The sequence below is a fragment of the Cupriavidus sp. WGlv3 genome (genome assembly GCF_023952475.1).
Taxonomy (GTDB): Bacteria; Pseudomonadota; Gammaproteobacteria; order Burkholderiales; family Burkholderiaceae; genus Cupriavidus; species Cupriavidus phytorum.
Genome location: NZ_JALHRX010000001.1, coordinates 566,242 through 584,412 on the forward strand (window position 1 = coordinate 566,242; position 18,171 = coordinate 584,412).

The window sequence follows — 18,171 nt, forward strand, 5'->3', positions numbered from 1 at the left end:
GCGCCGGCGGCCCAGGCGTGACGACAAGGGCGGTGCGCTACACTTGGAGTTCGTCCAATCGCCGGAGCCTCCGATGCGCGCATCCTCGTCCCCTTCGCTGTCCACCCGCTCGCCGCTGTCCGTGTTGCGCTGGCTGGTGCTGGCGGTCATGGCCAGCCTGCTGTCGGCCTGCGGCTACAACGACTTCCAGGCCAAGGACGAGGCGGTCAAGGCGGCCTGGGGCGAAGTCATCAACCAGTACCAGCGCCGCGCCGACCTGATCCCCAACCTGGTCAACACCGTCAAGGGCTACGCCTCGCACGAGCGCGAAACGCTGGAAGCCGTGACCAAAGCGCGCGCCGCCGCCACCAGCATCCAGGTCTCGCCCGAGACCCTGAACGACCCCGAAGCCTTCAAGCGCTTCCAGCAGGCGCAGGGCGAACTGTCCGGCGCGCTGTCGCGCCTGCTGGCGGTGTCCGAGAACTACCCGCAGCTCAAGGCCGATGCCTCGTTCCGCGACCTGCAATCGCAGCTCGAGGGCACCGAGAACCGCATCACCGTGGCACGCCAGCGCTATATCGCCGCGGTGCAGCAGTACAACGTGCTGGCGCGCAGCTTCCCCACCAACCTGACGGCGATGATCTTCAAGTACCCGGTCAAGCCTTCGTTCACCGTGGAAAACGAGAAGGCCATCTCCACGCCGCCCGCGGTCAAGTTCTGACGGGATCGCAGCGATGCGCCACCCCCGGCGTTGGTTCCACCTGCACGGCTGGCTGGCCGCCGCCCTGCTGTGGCTGGCGGCCCTGCTGGGCGGCCCGGCGCTGGCGGCCGACGGCTTCGTCGCGGTCCCGCCGCTGAGCCAGCGCGTCACCGACCTGACCGGCACGCTGACGCCGCAGCAGCGCGGCGCGCTGGAAAACGTGCTGGCCGAGTATGAACAGCAGCGCGGCAGCCAGATCTTCGTGCTGATGGTACCCACCACCGATCCGGAGCCGATCGACGCCTACAGCATACGCGTGGCCGACGCCTGGCGCGCCGGGCGCCAGGGCATCGACGACGGCGTGATCGTGCTGATCGCCAAGGACAACCCGCCCGGCCTGCGCAAGATGCGGCTGGAGGTGGGCCGGGGGGTGCAGGGCTCGCTGACCGACGCCATGTCCAAGCGCATCCTGCAGGACGTCATGGCGCCCCACTTCCGCCAGAACGACTTCTACGGCGGGCTGGCGGCCGGCATCTCGGCGATCCAGGCCACCATCGACAAGGAAGGCCTGGCGGCGCCGCAGCGCAAGGCGCAGCAGGTATCGGCGGTGGACCAATGGCTGCCGGCGCTGCTGCCGCTGGCGATCATCGTGTTCTTCTTCCTGAGCGCCATCCTGCGCCGGCGCGGGCCGCAGATCGTCACCACCCGGCGCGGCCGCGACGTGATCGCCGGCGGCCTCGGCGGCCTGGGCGGCTACACCATCGGGCACGACTGGGGCCGGCGCAGCGGCGGCTGGGGTGGCGGCTTCGGCGGAGGTGACAGCGGCGGCTTTGGCGGTGGCTTTGGCGGCGGAGGCGGCGGCGGCTTCGACGGCGGCGGCGCGTCCGGCAACTGGTGACAGTACGAGGAACGACAACCATGCCGCATCTCAAACGCGCCCTGCACCATATCGCCACCACCGCCGGCACCGCGCGCAGGCACTTTCCGCCGGAAGCGCAGCAGCAACTGCACCACGCCGTGCACGCCGGCGAATCCAGCCACCGCGGCGAGATCCGCGTAGTGATCGAAGCCAGCCTGCCGGTCGGCGACGCCTGGGCCGGGGTCACGCCGCGCGAGCGCGCGCGCTTCCTGTTCGGCGCGCTCGAGGTCTGGAACACCGCGGACAAGACCGGCGTGCTGCTCTACATCAACCTGGCCGACCACGCCGTCGAACTGCTGGCCGACCGCGGCATCGACGCCAGCGTGGGGCCTGCCACCTGGCGCGAACTGTGCGATGAACTGGCGCAAGGGCTCAGGCAAGACCTGTCGGTACGGCCGGTGCTGGTCACGGTGGCGCGCGTCCACGGCTTGCTGGCCACGCACTTCCCGTCGGACGGCGGGCATAACCCTAACGAGCTGGACGATCGGCCGGTGTTTTTGTAGCTCCCCTGCCCCGGCTCAGCGGGCGGCAGCCGCCTCGCGACGCGCGCGCCGCCCACCCACCGCATACCACACCGCCGCCAGCACCTGCAGCACCACCAGCCCGGCCCATGCCGCCAGGTGCGCCGCCTTCGGGTAATGGCCGCCGCTGGCCGGCCACAGGTCGAGTACGAAGCCGACGCCCACCTGGCAGGCAAAGGTCGACAGGAACACGGTCAGCGTCAGCGCCGTGGTGGCGCGGCCGATCAGTGCGTCGGGAAAGCTGCGCGCAAGCACCGCATAGGTCAGGATGCCGCTCGAGCCGAACACGCCATAGGCGGCCCACAGCAGCACCGCCGGCAATGGCACCTGCGCCATCAGCAGCAGCTGGATCACGATAAAGCCGGTCATGCCGGTGCCGGCAAACGCATAGAGGCTCACGCCCAGGCGCTCCAGGTGGCGCGCGGCCCAGCCCGAGCCGACGCAGCCGGCCATCATGGCAAAGCCGATCACCGACACCAGCCGCGCGCTGGTGCCCGCGCCGTAGCCGGACACATCGCGCAGGAAGGCGCCCACCCACAGCGTCTGCACCGCCAGGAATACGCCCTGGTTGAGCAGCGTCAGCGGCACCACGCGCCAGAAGCGCTCGCTGCCCAGGATCTGGCGCGTGCCGCGCAGCTGCTCGCGCAGGCTTTCCTTGCCGACGCGGGGCTTGTCGGGCGCGCTGAACCACAGCAGCGCCGCCATCGCCAGCGACACGCCGGCCAGGCCGATGCTGACGGTGCGCCAGTCGGTCAGCGACAGCAGCCACGACAGGGGCGTGCCGACCAGCACCGCGCCCAGACCGCCGATCGCCATCACCACGCCGTTGAGCAAGGGCATGCGCGACAGCGGGAACCACATCGACAGCGCCTGGATGGCGGCGCCCAGGCACACCGACACGCCCACGCCGATCAGCAGCCGGCCGGCGGCCAGCCCGGCCATGCCCGGCGCGAGCGCGAACACCAGCGAGCCGGCCACCGCCACCAGCAGCATCGCCGCCTCGGTGCGGCGCGGGCCGTAGCGGTCCAGCAGGATGCCCGCCGGCAGCTGGGCGCAGGCAAAGCCAAGGAAATAGAAGCTGGTAAGCAGGCCGAGGTCGCCGGCATTGAGGCCAAGCTCGCGCGTCAAGTGCGGCGCGAAGCCCAGGTTGACGCCGCGGAACACATAGGACACCAGGAAGCCCAGCGAAAACACCGCGAGCACGCGCCAGCGCGCGCTGGCGGCCGCACCGGCGGCCGGTTGCGGGTGCGAGGGCTGCGAGGGTACGGAAGACAAGTTTGAAGTCGAAGTCGTCATGATGGCATGCATTGTCTTCCCCATCCCGGTGCAAAGCCAACGAAAGATACCTGCGGCAATTGTGAGTAGAATTTGACGGCCATGGCAAAAACCCCCGCCAGACCCGCCCAACGCCCCGCCCATCTGCCGCCGCTGCAAGCGCTGCGTGCACTGGAGGCTGCCGCGCGCCACCGCAGTTTCTCCCGCGCGGCCGAGGAGCTGGCCCTGACCCACAGCGCGATTAGCCACCATGTCCGCGCGCTGGAAACCAGCCTCGGCACCAAGCTGTTCCAGCGCAGCGGCAGCCAGATGGCGCCTACCAGCGTCGGCGCGCGTCTGGCCGAACAGGTGCGCGGCGCGCTCGACGACATCGAAAGCGCGCTGCGCGAGGCCGGCAACAGCGCCGCACCGCCGGTGATCCGGCTGCAGGTGAGCGTGATGGCCGACCTCGCCAATGCCTGGCTGATCCGCCGCCTGCCCAGCCTGCACGCCCAGGTGCCGTCGCTGGACCTGCACCTGCGGCTGCATGCGGAGATCACGCCGCCGGACCCGTACAGCGTCGATGTGGGGATCTGGCACCAGCGCATCGACCTGCCCGGCTTCGAGTGCCACAACCTGATCGAAGACCACGTGATCGCGGTGGCCAGCCCGGCGCTGCTGGCGCGCTACCCGGGCTTTACGCTGGCCGACGTGCCGCGCCTGCCGATGCTGCGCTTTGCCCTGCGCCCCTGGCGCGACTGGCTCGAGGCCGCCGGCCTGCCCGGCGACGAACCGGAGCGCGGCCCGATCTTCCAGGACGCCGGCCTGATGCTGCAGTCCGCCGTGGCCGGCCTGGGCGTGGCGACCGCGCGCGCACAGCTGGCGCACGACTACCTGGCCAGCGGCGAACTGGTGCAGATCGGCCCCACCCGGATCCCGTCGAGCCTGCATTACTGGGTGACCTGGCGCGAAGGCAACCCACGCGAAAAGGCCATCCAGCAGTTCCATGCCTGGCTGCAGGAACAAGTGCGGCTGGAAGACGCGCCAACGCCCCCGGCCGCCGCCGGCCATGCCGGACAGTTTCATCCGTGAAATTGTTTGGCGCGGCCAAGTTGGCAATACGAATCATTTTCGTCTAGGCCCGCGAAATCAAAGGCTTGGCGCCTGCCGGTACCCTCTCCGTCGCTTCCATTCCATGGCGCGCTACCTGGTCGCCGCGGTGTCCGAGTTTCACGGATGCAACCATTCGGCTCCGTGTGCCAGCGGCGCTGAAAAAACTGCACGCCCCATCCAAACAGATGAGAAGCGGCTGAGGCGCCCGGCCGCGATTCATGCAAAGGCTTGTCAACGTGCCCCTTGTCTCCATCGCGCCGCCGCGGCCGGCAGCGGCGCGGCACTAAAAGGCTGAGGCCGCAGGTGTCGCGAAAAGTCAGCGGAAGATGTATGCACTTCAAATCCTTGTAACGGATATGAAACTGTTTCGACGGGCAACGACGTGCAGTATCGGAGCCCTCCGTGGCTACCGTTTCCAATTTTTGCTTCCCTCCTTTGGGCGGGCGTTGCGCCTTAAAAATGCCTAGTCATGCACCGCGCTCTCCGGTTCGGTGGCCGATGCATCCCATTCCGGGCGAAAGTTTTTTCGCAGCGCAGCATAAATTGACCGGACGACGTAACAAGAGCGGAACGTTTTGAATCCGGCATGACCGGCAAGGCATCCCTCCAAATATCGCTTTATCTTTCTTTTCAATGACTTAGCCCGCTCTGGCACATTCGTCGCAGATATGTCGGCGCGAACAGAAGCCCGGAACAAAGGGGAAGTCTGAAACGAAAGCGGCAAACACACTGGCACGCGTTCGCCGAGGAGGATCAGTTTCAGGACAACCCCCGCAACCCAGGGCGGGAATTGGACTGGCGCTGTAAGCGGGGGCCACGCGGCAGGAACTGGCCCGCCTCGGCACCCGCCATGACATGGGTGTCGACAAGATAAAGCGGAGGTCATTCGGGCGCACGGGCCGCAAGCGCAAGCAAGCGGTCCGTGCCACCTGAATCCCGCGGCATGCCGGCATGCCGGTGCGCCCGGACAAGAACGGGGTGGAACAACAGAAATTGGGGAGCGCGCCGCGCCGCATCGCCACGATGCGCCGGCGCAAGCCTTAGAGCCAACGGAACGAGCGGCCGGCCCTGCCGGCCGCCAGTTCCGCAAAAAACAAGAATCCGGGGAAAATCTCATGAGCGCGTACGCCAACCGCCCGCTGCTGTACCTGTCGCAGCACCATGACGCCACGCTGTGCCGGCTGTTTGCCCAGCGCGGCTGGAAAATCAGCTTCGCGTCGAACCTGCAGGACCTGCAGGCCCTGCCTGCCGGCAACCAGCCGCTGGCCGCGCTGCTGGACCTGCAAGGCGGTTTCGGCGATGCCGAACTGGAAGCCTTCGAGCCCTGGCTGGCGCAGCGGCATGTCGGCTGGATCGGCATCGTCGCTGGCCAGCACGCACTGAGCGAGACCGCGCGCCGGCTGCTCGGCCTGTATTTCGTCGACTACCACACCGCCCCGCTCGAGCATCCGCGCCTGGCGGAAGCCCTGGGCCACGCACTCGGCATGGCCCGGCTGCGGCCCGGCGCGCAGCACGAGACCCCGCGTACGGCCCGCCCCGATGGCATGATCGGCAGCTGCCCGGCGATGCAGTCGCTGTTCCGCGGCATCGAAAAGGTGTCGCGCTGGGATACGCCGGTGCTGATCTCCGGCGAGTCCGGCACCGGCAAGGAACTCGCCGCGCAGGCCATCCACCGCGCCTCGGCGCGGGCCTCGCGCCCGTTCATCGCGGTCAACTGCGCGGCGATCCCGCCCACGCTGCTGATGTCGGAGCTGTTCGGCTACGAGCGCGGCGCCTTCACCGGCGCCACCAAGCGCAAGCCCGGCCGCATCGAGATGGCGCAGGGCGGCACGCTGTTCCTCGATGAAATCGGCGACATGCCGATCGAAAGCCAGACCAGCCTGCTGCGCTTCCTCGAGACCGGACGCATCGAGCGCCTTGGCGGCACCGAATCGATCGAAGTCGATGTGCGCATCATCTCCGCCACCCACGTCGACCTGGAAGCCGCGATCGCCGCCGAGCGCTTCCGCGGCGACCTGTACCACCGGCTGTGCGTGCTGCGCGTGCGCCAGCCCCCGCTGCGCGAGCGCGGCAGCGACATCCTGCTGATCGCCGAACACGTGCTGGACACCGTGCGCAAGCAGTCGCCGGCGCGCATCCGCGGCTTCTCGCCGCTGGCGCTGCGCGCGATCCAGCTGCACACCTGGCCCGGCAATGTGCGCGAGCTGATCAACCGCATCCGCCACGCCGCCGCCATGTGCGAAGACGGCGTGATCCAGCCCGAAGACCTGGAACTGGCCGCGCCCGCCGACGATCGCCCGCTCACGCTGGCCGCGATCCGCGAGGCCGCCGAGCAGAACGCCATCGTCGAAGCGCTGCAGCGGCACCATGAACGGCTGATCGACGTGGCCGCCGAGCTCGGGATCTCGCGGGTGACGCTGTTCCGGCTGATGCGCGACTACAAGCTGCAGGTGAAGAAGGGAGACCTGGGATTGATCTGCGTGCAGGGCTAGCACCACGACGCTTCCACTGAAGGATCGCCACATGTCCCCTGACGCCTACCTCGAAATGGCCGACACCGAGGCCAGCCACTGGTGGTTCCGTGGCCGGCGCGAGATCGTCGCCACCATCCTCTCCGGCCTGGCCTTGCCGCGCCACGCGGCTATCCTCGAGATCGGCGCGGGCACCGGCGGCAACCTGGCGATGCTGTCGCAGTTCGGCAGGCTCAGCGCGGTGGAAATGGACGACACCGCGCTGCGCCTGGCACGAGAGAAGACCGGCGACGCCTACGACCTGCGCCACGGCAAGTGCCCCGACCAGATGCCGTTCGCCGAGCGCAGCTTCGACCTGGTCTGCCTGCTCGACTGCCTCGAACACATCGCCGACGATGCCGGCTCGCTCGACTGCGCGGCCAGGCTGCTGAAGGCGGGCGGCGCGGTCTTCATTACTGTGCCCGCCTACCAGTGGCTATGGAGCGCGCACGACGTCTTCCTGCATCACCAGCGCCGCTACAGCAAGCGCTCGCTACACGCGCTGGCCAGCCGCTGCGGCCTGCACGTGGAGCGAATGTCTTATTTCAACACGATGCTGTTCCCGCTGGCCGTCGCCGCGCGCATGGGCGACCGGCTGCGCGGCAGCCGCCGCGCGACCGGCGCCGGCCTGCCGGCCGCGCCGGTCAACCACGTGCTGCACCGCGTGTTCCGCGCGGAGCGCCACTGGCTCGCGCGCGGCTCGCTGCCGTTCGGCATTTCGCTGATGGCCGTGCTGCGCGCATCGTGAACGCCAGCGGCACCGCGCCGGGACTGCGCCAGTTCACGCGCTTTCTGTTTTCCGGCGCCACCTCGACCGGCGTGCATGTCGCCATCACGGCCACGCTGATCAACGCGCTCGGCGCCTCGCCCGTGGCGGCCAACTGCGTCGCCTTCGTCTGCGCGACGGCGTGCTCGTACCTGCTCAATACCCTGTGGAGTTTTTCTTCGCGCTTGCGCAACCGCACCCTGCGACGCTTTGCCGGCGTCTCGCTGCTGGGCCTGGCATTGACCGTGGGTATCTCGTGGACCGCGCAACGGCTCGGCGCCAGCTATTGGGCCGGGCTGGCGGGTGTGGTGCTGACCGTTCCGGTGTTCACCTACCTGCTGCACCGGGCCTGGACCTACCGCGATTGATTCGCGGCAGATCCCGCTGGCATTGAGCTTCAGCGGCCGTTGCTGACCTGGCCGCGATCGATCCGGATCACCCGCCGGCCCGACGCCACGCCCCTACCTTGCCCGGTCTCCTGGTAGCGCCGCCGCACCAGGTAGATCGGCCGGCCCTTGGCCTCGTCGTAGATGCGGCCGACATATTCGCCGACCACGCCCAGGCCGATCAGCTGGATGCCACCGAGAAACAGCAGCGCCGACAGCAGCGACGCATAGCCCGGCACATCGATGCCCAGCACCAGCGTGCGCGCGACGATAAAGGCGCCATAGCCGAACGCCCCCAGCGCGATCGCCACGCCGATATAGGTCCACCCGCGCAGCGGCATGGTGCTGAAGCTGGTGATGCCCTCGAGCGCGAAGTTCCACAGGCGCCAGCCCGAGAACTTGGAATGCCCGGCGCTGCGTGGCTCGCGCTCGTACGGCACGATCACGGTGCGGTAGCCTACCCAGGCGAACAGGCCTTTCATGAAGCGCCGGCGCTCCGGCAGCTGCTTGAGGGCGTTGACCACGACCCGGTCCATCAGCCGGAAATCGCCTACATTGACCGGCAGCTTCTGGTCCGACAGCCGGTTATGGACGCGGTAGTAGGCACCTGCCGTCACGCGCTTGAGCCACGAATCGCAGGCTCGGCTGCTGCGCTGCGCCAGCACCACCTCGGCCCCTTCGCGCCAGCGCCTGACCAGTTCGGGAATCAGTGCGGGCGGGTCCTGCAGGTCGGCGTCGATCGGGATGACCGCATCGCCCAGTGCCTCGTCCAGGCCCGCAGTCAGGGCCGCTTCCTTGCCGAAGTTGCGCGTCAGGTCCAGCACGCGCACGCGCGGGTCGCGGTGCGAATGGGCGATCAGTTGGTCCAGGGTGTCGTCGGTGCTGCCGTCGTTCACCAGCACGATCTCGAAGCGGAGGGCGTCGAGGGATTCGAGTACTGGAATGACGCTGGCGAAAAACTTGCTGATGCTTTCTGCTTCGTTGTAGCAGGGCACCACCAGAGACAGCAGCCTGCTTTCGTATGGACCCGACATGATGCGCTCCCCGGACGGCGTGGCGCAGGTGGCCGCCGTCGTGCTCGCACGGTCCTGCGCATGGTCTTGTTATCGGCGCGGCTGGCGGATGGCATTGCGAGTCGTGCGATGCTGTCCTGCCGTGGCCTGCTGTCGGTTGCGTTGCTGCTGGAAATGCAGCGGCAACGCAGCGACGCACTGGCTTCATTCTGGTCAGGCCACCAGCGATATACAAGCACCGCCGAGGTTCCTGGCGAAGCGCGCAAATCCGCCTCGCGCAAGCGTTTCCAGATTGAATCACCACCTGCTTCGGCTGCGCGCCCGCCTGGCGTTTAGCTTCGCGTGGGTCTCGAGCGAAGCCTCCCATTGCCTCGCCATTTCCCCGCGTTTCTCCACTGAAACGTCGTGCGCCCGCCGACCCGAGCCTGGCGAAGCCCGATGCGCATGGTGAAGCCGCATCTTTTCGTGGCCGGATCCACCAAAGGCACGGTGTACGGTGCGCTCCGGCTCATCCTTTCGGCGCAGAGCCCGCGCCACCTCACCGTCCCCGTTCACCGGCCGTCGCTCAACAGGAAATTAAGCACGATTCGAAGCGGAAACGACGCCCCCGATCCATCGCCGTCAAGCGGGGCCAGCCCCGCATGCGAGGGCTGAAAAACCCCGTAAAACCAAGGCATCTCCGGCAATGGCGCACTCCTTGCAACCAGGCCACGCGCCCGCGGGCCGCATTGGGGAAGTGCGCGCCGGATTGACGAGAACGGGCCATCACCAGAGCCACAGCGAGACGCCATGAAAACCAATACCACGTGGGTCGGGGCAACCGGCACGGACGGCCTGCTCCAGCAGTGCGCCAGGCAGCGCTGGTTCTGGCCGGCGCTGTACGGAATCAGCGTGTTCTCGATCCTCTCGTTTGCCGGCGCCCGCTTGCTGGTGGACGCAGATACGTTCTGGCACATCGCCGCCGGCAAATGGATCCTGTCCAACCGCGCAGTGCCGGCCACCGATCCGTTCTCCTTCTCGTTCCACGGCGCCAAATGGGTGCCGCATGAATGGCTCGCCGAAGTCATCCTTGCCGCCTCCCATGCCTGGCTCGGCTGGGCCGGGCCGGTGCTGGTCACCGCGCTGGCGACCGCCATCACGTTGACCGTGCTGTTGCGGTTCCTGCTGCGCTATATCGAACCCCTGCACGCGTTCAGCGCCACCCTGCTTACGTTCCTGACGCTGGCGCAGCATCTGGTCGCCCGCCCCCATGTCATGGCCTGGCCGCTGATGGTGATCTGGACCGCGCAGCTGGTGCTGGCGCGCCAGCAAAACAAGCGGCCGAGCCTGTGGCTGCTGGTCGTCATGCTGGCCTGGGCCAACCTGCATGGCAGTTTCCTGCTCGGCATCGGGCTGGCGGCAGCGCTGGCCGCCGAGGCGGTCCTCACCGAAAAGCAGCCGGTCCGCAGCGCCAGGGCGTGGGCCCCCTTCCTCGCACTGACGGTCGTGGCGGGCCTGCTCACGCCGCACGGCGTGGATGGCCTGCTCTTTCCTTTCCACGTCTCTGGCATGAGCTATACGCTCAGCGTGATCGGTGAATGGAAACCGCCCGATTTCCGCCTGGTCCAGCCGGTCGAGCTGTGGCTCGGCATTGTGCTGTTTGGCGCGCTCTACTTCGGCTTCCGGCTGCCGGCGATGCGGATCGTGATGTGCTTCGGGCTGGTCCACCTTACCCTGACCGCGGCCCGCTATGCCGAATTGCTAGGACTGCTGGCCCCGCTGTTGCTGATGCCAAGCGTCGGGCCCCAGCTGCGCGCGGCGATCCGTCCGGAGATCAAGCTGCAGCTGTCGCCACCGCTGCTTCGGATCCTGACCTCGTTGTGCCTGGCACTGTTCATGACCAGCATCCTCCTGCTTGCCAAAGGCATCCCGCACGACCATCGGCGCATACAGCCCCGCGACGCCGTCAATGCGGCCATCGCGGCAGGCGGCGGCGGGCCGGTCTTCAACAGCTACAACTTCGGGGGCTACCTGATCTTCTCCGGCATTGCGCCGCTTATCGACGGCCGCGCCGACCTCTACGGCGACGACTTCGTGCGCCGGTATATGAAAGCCCATTCCGGCGACGCCAAAGCACTGCAGGACATGTTCGAGGAATACAGGATCCGCTGGGCGGTTCTTGAACCCGGGAGTCCTGCATTGAAGTGGATCGATGCCTTGCCGGGCTGGCGAAAAGTCCACGAGGATGACATTGCCGTCTCCTATGTCCGCGAACGATAGGGCCGCCAGCACGCTCGTGCGCGTATCCGGCTAGCCGGATACGCGCACCGCCCGCCGCGTACCGCGCGCCATGCCTGGCCGCGCACGAAGGCATCTCTGCCAGCGACACGCGCACGCATAACAAGCCCCGTGCCATCTGCACGGTACGTGCGCCGCCATCTGCATCCTGCAGTCCCGACCGCCCTGCGGCGCACCAGCTGTGGCCGCCCGCGCGCCTCTGCGTGTTCCCCGTTTCCCATGCTCGCGGACAACCATCGCGAAGCCTGGGTAAAACCCCGCTCCATCGGCTTCTCGCACATCTCTCCAAGGCGCGAAGGCTGCATGAACGCGCGTCTTGCCGTGCTGCTTTTTCCCCCGCGTTCCCCCCTGCGTGTGATGGCGGCCGCGTGCGTGCAGGCTCGGCATTGCAGCGCAGAAGCGCCGTACCCCGCCCCATGTTTCCAGACTGAATCACGCTGTCGCGCAGGGCTGCAAGCCTTGCCACACAAGGGTTTCGAGGACATACCCGGGAACTCCACCAGGTCTCTCGCACCGCGGCTCCCATTCGCAACGTTTCGATCCGGAAACGCGGCCCCGTCAAGAGCCGCCCTCATCCGTCAGTCTGGCAGGCACCGGCGCATGGGGCCAGGCCAGGCGGGAAGACTACGGCTTGTGATGCATGCCGCCCCCCGGCGCCATCGCCGCCTCATGCTTTTGGATGAAGTTGCCGAGCCGCTCGCATTAGTCCGGCGCACGTGGACACGTTGCGCGATCTAGGGCGTTCGTAGCGCCCTCGGGAATGGCTTGCCAGCGCTGCGTTTCCACCCAGCAACGAAGCCCCGCCGAAATGCCGCCGGCAGGCCTGCCAGCCCCGCGACGACTGCGGGCCGCTACCCGCAAACCCTTGTGGCACAACGGATTGCGCCGGGCTGGCCCGCCGCTTGCCTATGCCAGGCATGCGGTACCGCAGTCCTGGTTACCGCAGTGCCGGCGCAACGTTCGCCGGCATCAAACCAGAACGATACGGGGAGCTTCACCATGCCAGTCGTGCGCCAACCTGCGATGTCACACCGGAATACCGGCCACGCTGCTGCCGCCAGGGGCGCTGGCAGCGCGCCATTCCGTTGCAGGGCTCGCTCGGGCCACGTACAGCACGCCGCGCGTTGCATGCATGCGTCGGCGCTACGCCGGCTGCAATCACGCAACCCGCGCATCGAGCACGGCGGTCCCGGCCGGTGGCCGTTCCATGCCTGCGCAATCTGCGCCCCGCCCTGCTGCCGGGTTTCCAGGCGCTGATATCCGGTGCCATCCAGCGCCCTATCGCAGTTCCGTAGTCCTGCAGTGCTTGTTCCCAAACCAAAGGAGTCTGTCATGCAAAACCTGACCACCATGCTGAAGCAATTCTTCCGTGACGAAGACGGCGTGACCGCCATCGAATACGGCCTGATTGCCGCGCTCATCGCCGTTGTCATCATCGTTTCGGTTCGCCTGATCGGCACGAACCTGAACATCATCTTCGACTTCATCGGCGACACGCTGACCAACGCCCTGCCCGCCTGATAGCTGGCGGGCCCGCATGGCTGTCCGGTTCCGGGCGGCCATGCGGCAGACACTTCCAAAGCGAACCAACAACACCGACAACGGAGACGCCAAATGTCGAAGCTTCTCGCCAGTTCAGCCGGCTTTCTGCGCGACGACCGCGGTGTCACGTCCATCGAATACGCATTGCTTGGCAGCCTGATCGCCATGGCAATCGTCGGCTCCGTATCCGCGCTCGGCGAAACCGTGCAAGGCATGTACGAGCAGATTGCCGCCAGGATGCCCTGAGTAGCCGGATCCGATCCGTCCATACCGAACACAACCAAGCTGCCAGCACCCATCACCATGCAAGCCGCCACCGCCCTCGCGCCCTTCATCGGCCCCGCCACGATCGGCATCGTGCTCGCCGCCGCGGCGATCGACCTGAACCGGCGGCGCATTCCCAACTGGCTGACCTTCGGCGCGTGGATCGCCGCGCTGCCCGTGATGGCAGCCATGCACGGCCTGGGTACCGGCGCGCTGGCGTGGCTGTCGGGCTGGCTGGTGGGCCTGGTGCTGTTCCTCCCGTTCTACCTGCTGCGCGGCATGGCCGCCGGCGACGTCAAGCTGATGGCTGCGGTAGGTGCCTGGCTGGGCGCCTGCATGGCGCTGAAGATCGCGCTCGCCACCTTCGTGATTGGCGGACTGTGGGCACTGGTCCAGGTCTTTGCGACCGGACATGGGCGCACCACCCTCGCCCGCGTGGGACACATGCTGAAAGCCGCCGTGGCGCCTGGCTCGCAGTCCGCGCCACCACAGGCCGGGGAGTCCGCCGGATCCATGCCCTACGGCGTAGCGATTGCCGCGGGAACGCTGACCATGCTCTTTGCAGGCACATGACGCAAGCGAGGCAGCGCAGCGCGGGCAGCGGCAGCCTTCAGCAAGAAGACGAACTGACCAGGGAACGGGGGACGGCAATGAACGAGCATCACGACACAGGTCACGCACCACGGCTGCTCGAGCCCGTGGCGACCGGCAGGAATCTCCATGCCGAGCCTGCCACGCCGCCGTTGCCGCCGTGGCACGTGCTGCCGCGCACGATTGCCGATACCGGGCTGGAGATCGCGCAGTTGCTCGGGCTGCTGATGAAGGCCGCCTACCAGCACCGCACCGTCACGCTGGCGGTGCTGACCGACACGCTCAAGCTGCCCGCACTGGTGGTCAATGAAATCGCGGCGGTCGCGGTGCGCGAGCGCCTGCTGGAAATCGCGCACCGCGGCGCCAGCGACCTCGATGTGCGCTTCCGCCTGACCGATGCCGGTTATGTCCGTGCAGGCGAAGCCGCGGCGCGCTGCAGCTATGTCGGCACGGCGCCGGTGACGCTGGACGCATACATCGACGCGGTCAAGCACCACTCGGTCAGCCACGCCAGCGTGACCAAGGCGGATGTCACCGCGGCCTTCCACGACCTGGTGATCCCGGTCCAGCTGCTGGATTCGATCGGCATGGCGCTGAACACCTGCCGCGCGCTGATGATCTACGGGCCGGCCGGCAGCGGCAAGACCTACCTGGCACAACGGCTGGGTACGCTGTTGCCCGGCGCGGTGCCGGTGCCGCACGCCATCACCGTGGGTGGCGAGATCATCCAGGTGTTCGACCCGCTGGTCCATGTCCCGTGCAACGACGGCGAAGCCTCGCTGGCGCACCGCTCGCTGGACCGCCGCTGGACGCTGTGCCACCGCCCGGTGGTGCTGTCGGGCGGCGAGCTGACGCTGTCCACGCTGGACCTGCGCTATGACCGCACCTCTGGCTTCTACCAGGCCCCGCCGCACATGAAGGCCAACAACGGCATCTACATCATCGATGACCTGGGCCGGCAACTGGTGGGGGTGGCCGACCTGCTCAACCGATGGATCGTGCCGCTGGACCGGTCCATCGACATGTTCACGCTGCACACCGGCGTGCGCTTCTCGGTGCCGTTCGATGTCTGGCCGGTGTTCTCGACCAATCTCGAGCCGGGGGCGCTGGGCGACGATGCCTTCCTGCGCCGGCTGGGCAGCAAGCTCTATGTGGGCCCCTTGTCGGTGGACGACTACCGCGAGGTGTATCACCGCACCGCCGCCGACTTCGGGCTGACCAGCACCGACGCGGTCTTCGATTTCCTGGTCGACAGCCTGCACTACGCCAGCGATACGCCGCTGCTGGCGTGCATTCCGCGCGACCTGCTGCGTCTGGTGGATTCCGGCGTGCGCTACCACGGCAAGGCCACGCACGTGACCGAGGCCGGCCTGCTGTCGGCGTGGCAGAACTACTACGGACTGCGCACCTCGGCCGAACCGACGACGCATCCGGGCGGCGCCCACCGATGGTCGGACGATCACCGCGCCGCCGGCTGAACTGCACTACCGAAGATTCGGGACAACTGTAGGGGAGAGTCATCATGAAAAACACACGTGCAATCCTGATGCTGCTGGTCGCCCTCGTCGCCGGCGCGGCGGCGGTGGTGTCGGCGTCGCGATGGCTGGTCCAGCAGTCGTCCGGCTCCGTCAAGCAAGTGGTGGTCGCGGCCAACGACCTCAACCTGGGCCAGCCGCTCAACGGCGGCCAGCTGCGCATGGTCAGCTGGCCCGCGGGCAGCGTGCCGCCCGGCGCCTTCACCGACCTGAAGGCACTCGAAGGGCGCGTGGTCCGCACCAGCCTGCAGCGCGGCGAACCCGTTCTCGACGCCAAGCTGGCGCCGATCGGCACCAAGGGCGGGCTGTCCGCGGTGATCAACGACGGCAAGCGCGCCATCACGGTTCGCGTCAACGATGTAGTCGGCGTGGCCGGCTTCGCACTGCCTGGCAACTACGTCGACGTCATCGTCAACACCAACGAAGAAGCGAAGAGCAACCAGAACAGCAGCATCTCGAAGATCGTGCTCGAGAAGATCCTGGTGCTGGCGGTCGCGCAGCAGGTCAGCCGTGACGAAACCCAACCCAAGGTGGTCAACGCCGTGACGCTCGAAGTCTCGCCTGACCAGGCCGAGAAGCTCGACGTGGCGCGCAGCGTGGGCACGCTCTCGCTGGTGCTGCGCAACCAGATGGACGTGGCCGACATCAGCACCGGTGGCGCCACCAAGGGCACGCTGCTGGGCAAGGCACCGGAGGCACCGCCCAAGGTCGTGACCAAGACCGAGACCCGCACCGTGGTCAAGACGCGCACCGTGGCGAAAGCCCCCGCGCGCGGCAACTGCATCGGCGTGCTGGCAGGCATGCAGGGCGGCGTCGAGTGCTTCTGAGCGCCGGCACCACGGCATCCAACGAATCCTGAGCTGCAACACAGCCTCTCCGGGGGGAGATTCAAAATGAACCAGACACGATCCGACGTCGCAGGCGGCACCCGCATCCTGGTGCTGGCCGCCTTCCTCTGCACGCCTCTGGCCGCCGCGGCGCAGGCCGCCGTCGAGGCAGGCAACGTTACCCGGGCCACCGCACCGGCAACCGCCAAGGCGCCGCAGGGCCCGATGCAGATGACCATCAGCATGACGCCCGGCGCCGCCGCGCCGGCCGCGCAGGCCCCGGCCGCGACTTCGGCGGAGGCGCGCGGCCCCAACTGCACCGGCGCCATCCGCAGTGAATCCAGCGTGATTGTGGCGGTCGGCAAGTCCCAGCTGATCACGCTGCAGGAGCCGGTACGCAACCGTACCCTGGGCAACCCGGGCGTGGTGCAGGCCACCATGGTGTCGCCGCAGACGCTCTATGTGCTGGGCCGTACGGTGGGAACCACCAACATGATCGTGCAGGGCCGCAGCGGCAGCTGCAGCATCATCAACGTGGTGGTCAACGCCGATGCCGGCGGGCTGCAGACCTCGCTCGGCCAGTTGCTGCCCGGCGAGCCCGGCATCCGCGTGACCACCGCCGCGGACAACCTGGTGCTGACCGGCAGTGTCACCAACGCGCAGGCGGCGCAGCAGGCGATGGAAATTGCCCAGGCTTACGCCAACGCTGCGCACAATGGCGAGGGCAACGGCAACGGCGGCAACAAGAAGGGCAACGTGCTGAACATGTTGTCGGTCGATACCCCGCAGCAGGTGATGCTGGAAGTGAAGGTGGCCGAGGTGTCCAAGACGCTGCTGAACCAGCTCGGTTCCGCAGTGAACCTGCAGGGCGGCTTCGGCTCCTGGACCGGTGGCCTGGTGACGTCGCTGCTGACTGGCGCGTCGGCAGCCTTCTTCGGCAGCAAGGCCAACAACCTGCCGTTCGAGTTCGCCATCGATGCACAGAAGAACGACAGCCTGGTCAAAATCCTGGCCGAGCCGAACCTGGTCACCATCAGCGGGCAGGAAGCCAGCTTCCTGGCGGGCGGCAAGATCTATATCCCGGTGGCGCAGGCCAACGTGCTGAACGGGGCCGGTACGGTCACGCTTCAGGAAGAAGAGTTCGGCGTGGGCCTGAAGTTCACGCCCACGGTGTTGGCCAATGGCCGCATCCACCTGAAGGTCGCGCCGGAAGTATCCGAGCTGTCACCGACCGGCGCCACCATCCGTGGCGGCACCCTGACCGGCCAGACCGTGCTGCCGGTGATCACCACCCGCCGCGCCTCCACCACGGTGCAGATGCGCGACGGCGAGAGCTTCGCCATCGGCGGCCTGCTGACCGACAGCGCACGCGGCTCGCTCAAGGCGCTGCCGGGTGCCGGCGAAGTGCCGGTGCTGGGCACGCTGTTCCGCAGCACGCAATACCAGCAGGACCTGTCCGAACTGGTGTTCATCATCACGCCGCGCCTGGTCAAGCCGATGCAGACCAGCAACTACCCGCTGCCGACCGACAGCTTCTCCACGCCCAACCCGCTGTCGCTGTACTTCATGGGCAATATGGAAGGCGACGGCAAGCGTCCGACCCAACCCGCCCCGGCACCGTCGCAGCCCGCCGCGCCGGCCGCAGTCCCCGCCGCACCGCCGGCAGCACCGCGCAGCGAAGGCGCGCCGGTTACCGCGGTCTCGGCCATGCCGACCGGCAGGCCGCTGGACGAGCCGGCGCCGGCCGCGCCGCAAGCCTTGGCCGCAGCCAGCCCGCGGCCGGCCCTGCCAGCGCCGGCGGCCCCTGCGCGCAGCAGCGCGGTGGCGCCTGCACCCGCCGAAGACACCGCCGCGCGCATTGCCCGCATCGAGGCGACCGCCGCCCGGCTGGCGCAAGCCAGGGCCGCGGCCGCGGCCACCACCGGCCGCACGTCATCGGGCGGCAACTGACCCGCCGCGCCAACCGCAGAACCG

At 67.9% G+C, this 18,171-nt stretch carries 16 protein-coding genes; 14 read left to right on the forward strand and 2 right to left on the reverse strand.

The window, feature by feature from the left end:
* The first annotated feature begins 73 nt into the window (after positions 1-73).
* The 3 genes from MKD38_RS02670 to MKD38_RS02680 are packed head-to-tail and all read left to right on the forward strand — an operon-like array spanning position 74 to position 2,101.
* Positions 74-700, forward strand: a complete 627-nt coding sequence (locus MKD38_RS02670; protein WP_025582727.1) for a LemA family protein — start codon at positions 74-76, stop codon at positions 698-700.
* Between the two features lie 13 nt (positions 701-713).
* Positions 714-1,577, forward strand: a complete 864-nt coding sequence (locus tag MKD38_RS02675) for a TPM domain-containing protein (RefSeq protein ID WP_252674521.1) — start codon at positions 714-716, stop codon at positions 1,575-1,577.
* A gap of 20 nt (positions 1,578-1,597) precedes the next feature.
* Positions 1,598-2,101, forward strand: coding sequence for a TPM domain-containing protein (locus MKD38_RS02680; protein ID WP_252674522.1), 504 nt, complete (start codon positions 1,598-1,600; stop codon positions 2,099-2,101).
* 15 nt (positions 2,102-2,116) lie between these two features.
* Here MKD38_RS02680 and MKD38_RS02685 read toward each other — a convergent pair whose 3' ends face one another.
* Positions 2,117-3,415, reverse strand: coding sequence for an MFS transporter (locus MKD38_RS02685; protein WP_252674524.1), 1,299 nt, complete (start codon positions 3,413-3,415; stop codon positions 2,117-2,119).
* A gap of 81 nt (positions 3,416-3,496) precedes the next feature.
* Between MKD38_RS02685 and MKD38_RS02690 the strand changes: the two genes are divergently transcribed.
* The 4 genes from MKD38_RS02690 (at position 3,497) to MKD38_RS02705 (ending at position 8,130) form a co-directional block, all read left to right on the forward strand.
* On the forward strand, positions 3,497-4,465 hold the full coding sequence (locus tag MKD38_RS02690; protein WP_252674526.1) for a LysR substrate-binding domain-containing protein: 969 nt from the start codon (positions 3,497-3,499) through the stop codon (positions 4,463-4,465).
* A gap of 1,136 nt (positions 4,466-5,601) precedes the next feature.
* A complete protein-coding gene (locus MKD38_RS02695; protein ID WP_252674527.1) occupies positions 5,602-6,978 on the forward strand; it encodes a sigma-54 dependent transcriptional regulator in 1,377 nt (458 codons plus the stop codon).
* Between the two features lie 31 nt (positions 6,979-7,009).
* Positions 7,010-7,744 carry a class I SAM-dependent methyltransferase gene (locus MKD38_RS02700; protein ID WP_252674528.1) on the forward strand — a complete coding sequence of 245 codons (735 nt, stop codon included), beginning with the start codon at positions 7,010-7,012 and terminating at the stop codon, positions 7,742-7,744.
* Complete coding sequence (locus MKD38_RS02705; protein ID WP_252674529.1) at positions 7,741-8,130, forward strand: GtrA family protein; 390 nt, start codon at positions 7,741-7,743, stop codon at positions 8,128-8,130. Before MKD38_RS02700 ends, MKD38_RS02705 begins: the two co-directional genes overlap by 4 nt.
* A 29-nt stretch (positions 8,131-8,159) precedes the next feature.
* Here the strand turns inward: MKD38_RS02705 and MKD38_RS02710 are convergent, their stop codons facing one another.
* The gene (locus MKD38_RS02710) at positions 8,160-9,182 is read right to left on the reverse strand and encodes a glycosyltransferase family 2 protein (RefSeq protein ID WP_252674530.1); all 1,023 of its coding nucleotides are present in this window, start codon (positions 9,180-9,182) and stop codon (positions 8,160-8,162) included.
* 768 nt (positions 9,183-9,950) lie between these two features.
* Here MKD38_RS02710 and MKD38_RS02715 point away from each other — a divergent pair.
* The 7 genes from MKD38_RS02715 (at position 9,951) to MKD38_RS02745 (ending at position 18,147) form a co-directional block, all read left to right on the forward strand.
* The gene (locus tag MKD38_RS02715) at positions 9,951-11,420 is read left to right on the forward strand and encodes a hypothetical protein (protein ID WP_252674531.1); all 1,470 of its coding nucleotides are present in this window, start codon (positions 9,951-9,953) and stop codon (positions 11,418-11,420) included.
* 1,350 nt (positions 11,421-12,770) lie between these two features.
* On the forward strand, positions 12,771-12,959 hold the full coding sequence (locus MKD38_RS02720) for a Flp family type IVb pilin (RefSeq protein ID WP_252674532.1): 189 nt from the start codon (positions 12,771-12,773) through the stop codon (positions 12,957-12,959).
* Between the two features lie 93 nt (positions 12,960-13,052).
* Positions 13,053-13,226, forward strand: coding sequence for a Flp family type IVb pilin (locus tag MKD38_RS02725; RefSeq protein WP_252674533.1), 174 nt, complete (start codon positions 13,053-13,055; stop codon positions 13,224-13,226).
* A gap of 57 nt (positions 13,227-13,283) precedes the next feature.
* Positions 13,284-13,817 carry an A24 family peptidase gene (locus MKD38_RS02730; RefSeq protein ID WP_252674534.1) on the forward strand — a complete coding sequence of 178 codons (534 nt, stop codon included), beginning with the start codon at positions 13,284-13,286 and terminating at the stop codon, positions 13,815-13,817.
* Between the two features lie 77 nt (positions 13,818-13,894).
* Positions 13,895-15,313 (forward strand): DUF8689 domain-containing protein, encoded by a 1,419-nt coding sequence (locus tag MKD38_RS02735; RefSeq protein ID WP_252674535.1) that lies wholly within the window; start codon positions 13,895-13,897, stop codon positions 15,311-15,313.
* Positions 15,314-15,357: 44 nt separating this feature from the next.
* On the forward strand, positions 15,358-16,197 hold the full coding sequence (gene cpaB, locus MKD38_RS02740; protein ID WP_252674536.1) for a Flp pilus assembly protein CpaB: 840 nt from the start codon (positions 15,358-15,360) through the stop codon (positions 16,195-16,197).
* 66 nt (positions 16,198-16,263) lie between these two features.
* A complete protein-coding gene (locus tag MKD38_RS02745) occupies positions 16,264-18,147 on the forward strand; it encodes a type II and III secretion system protein family protein (protein ID WP_252674537.1) in 1,884 nt (627 codons plus the stop codon).
* Positions 18,148-18,171: the final 24 nt, after the last annotated feature.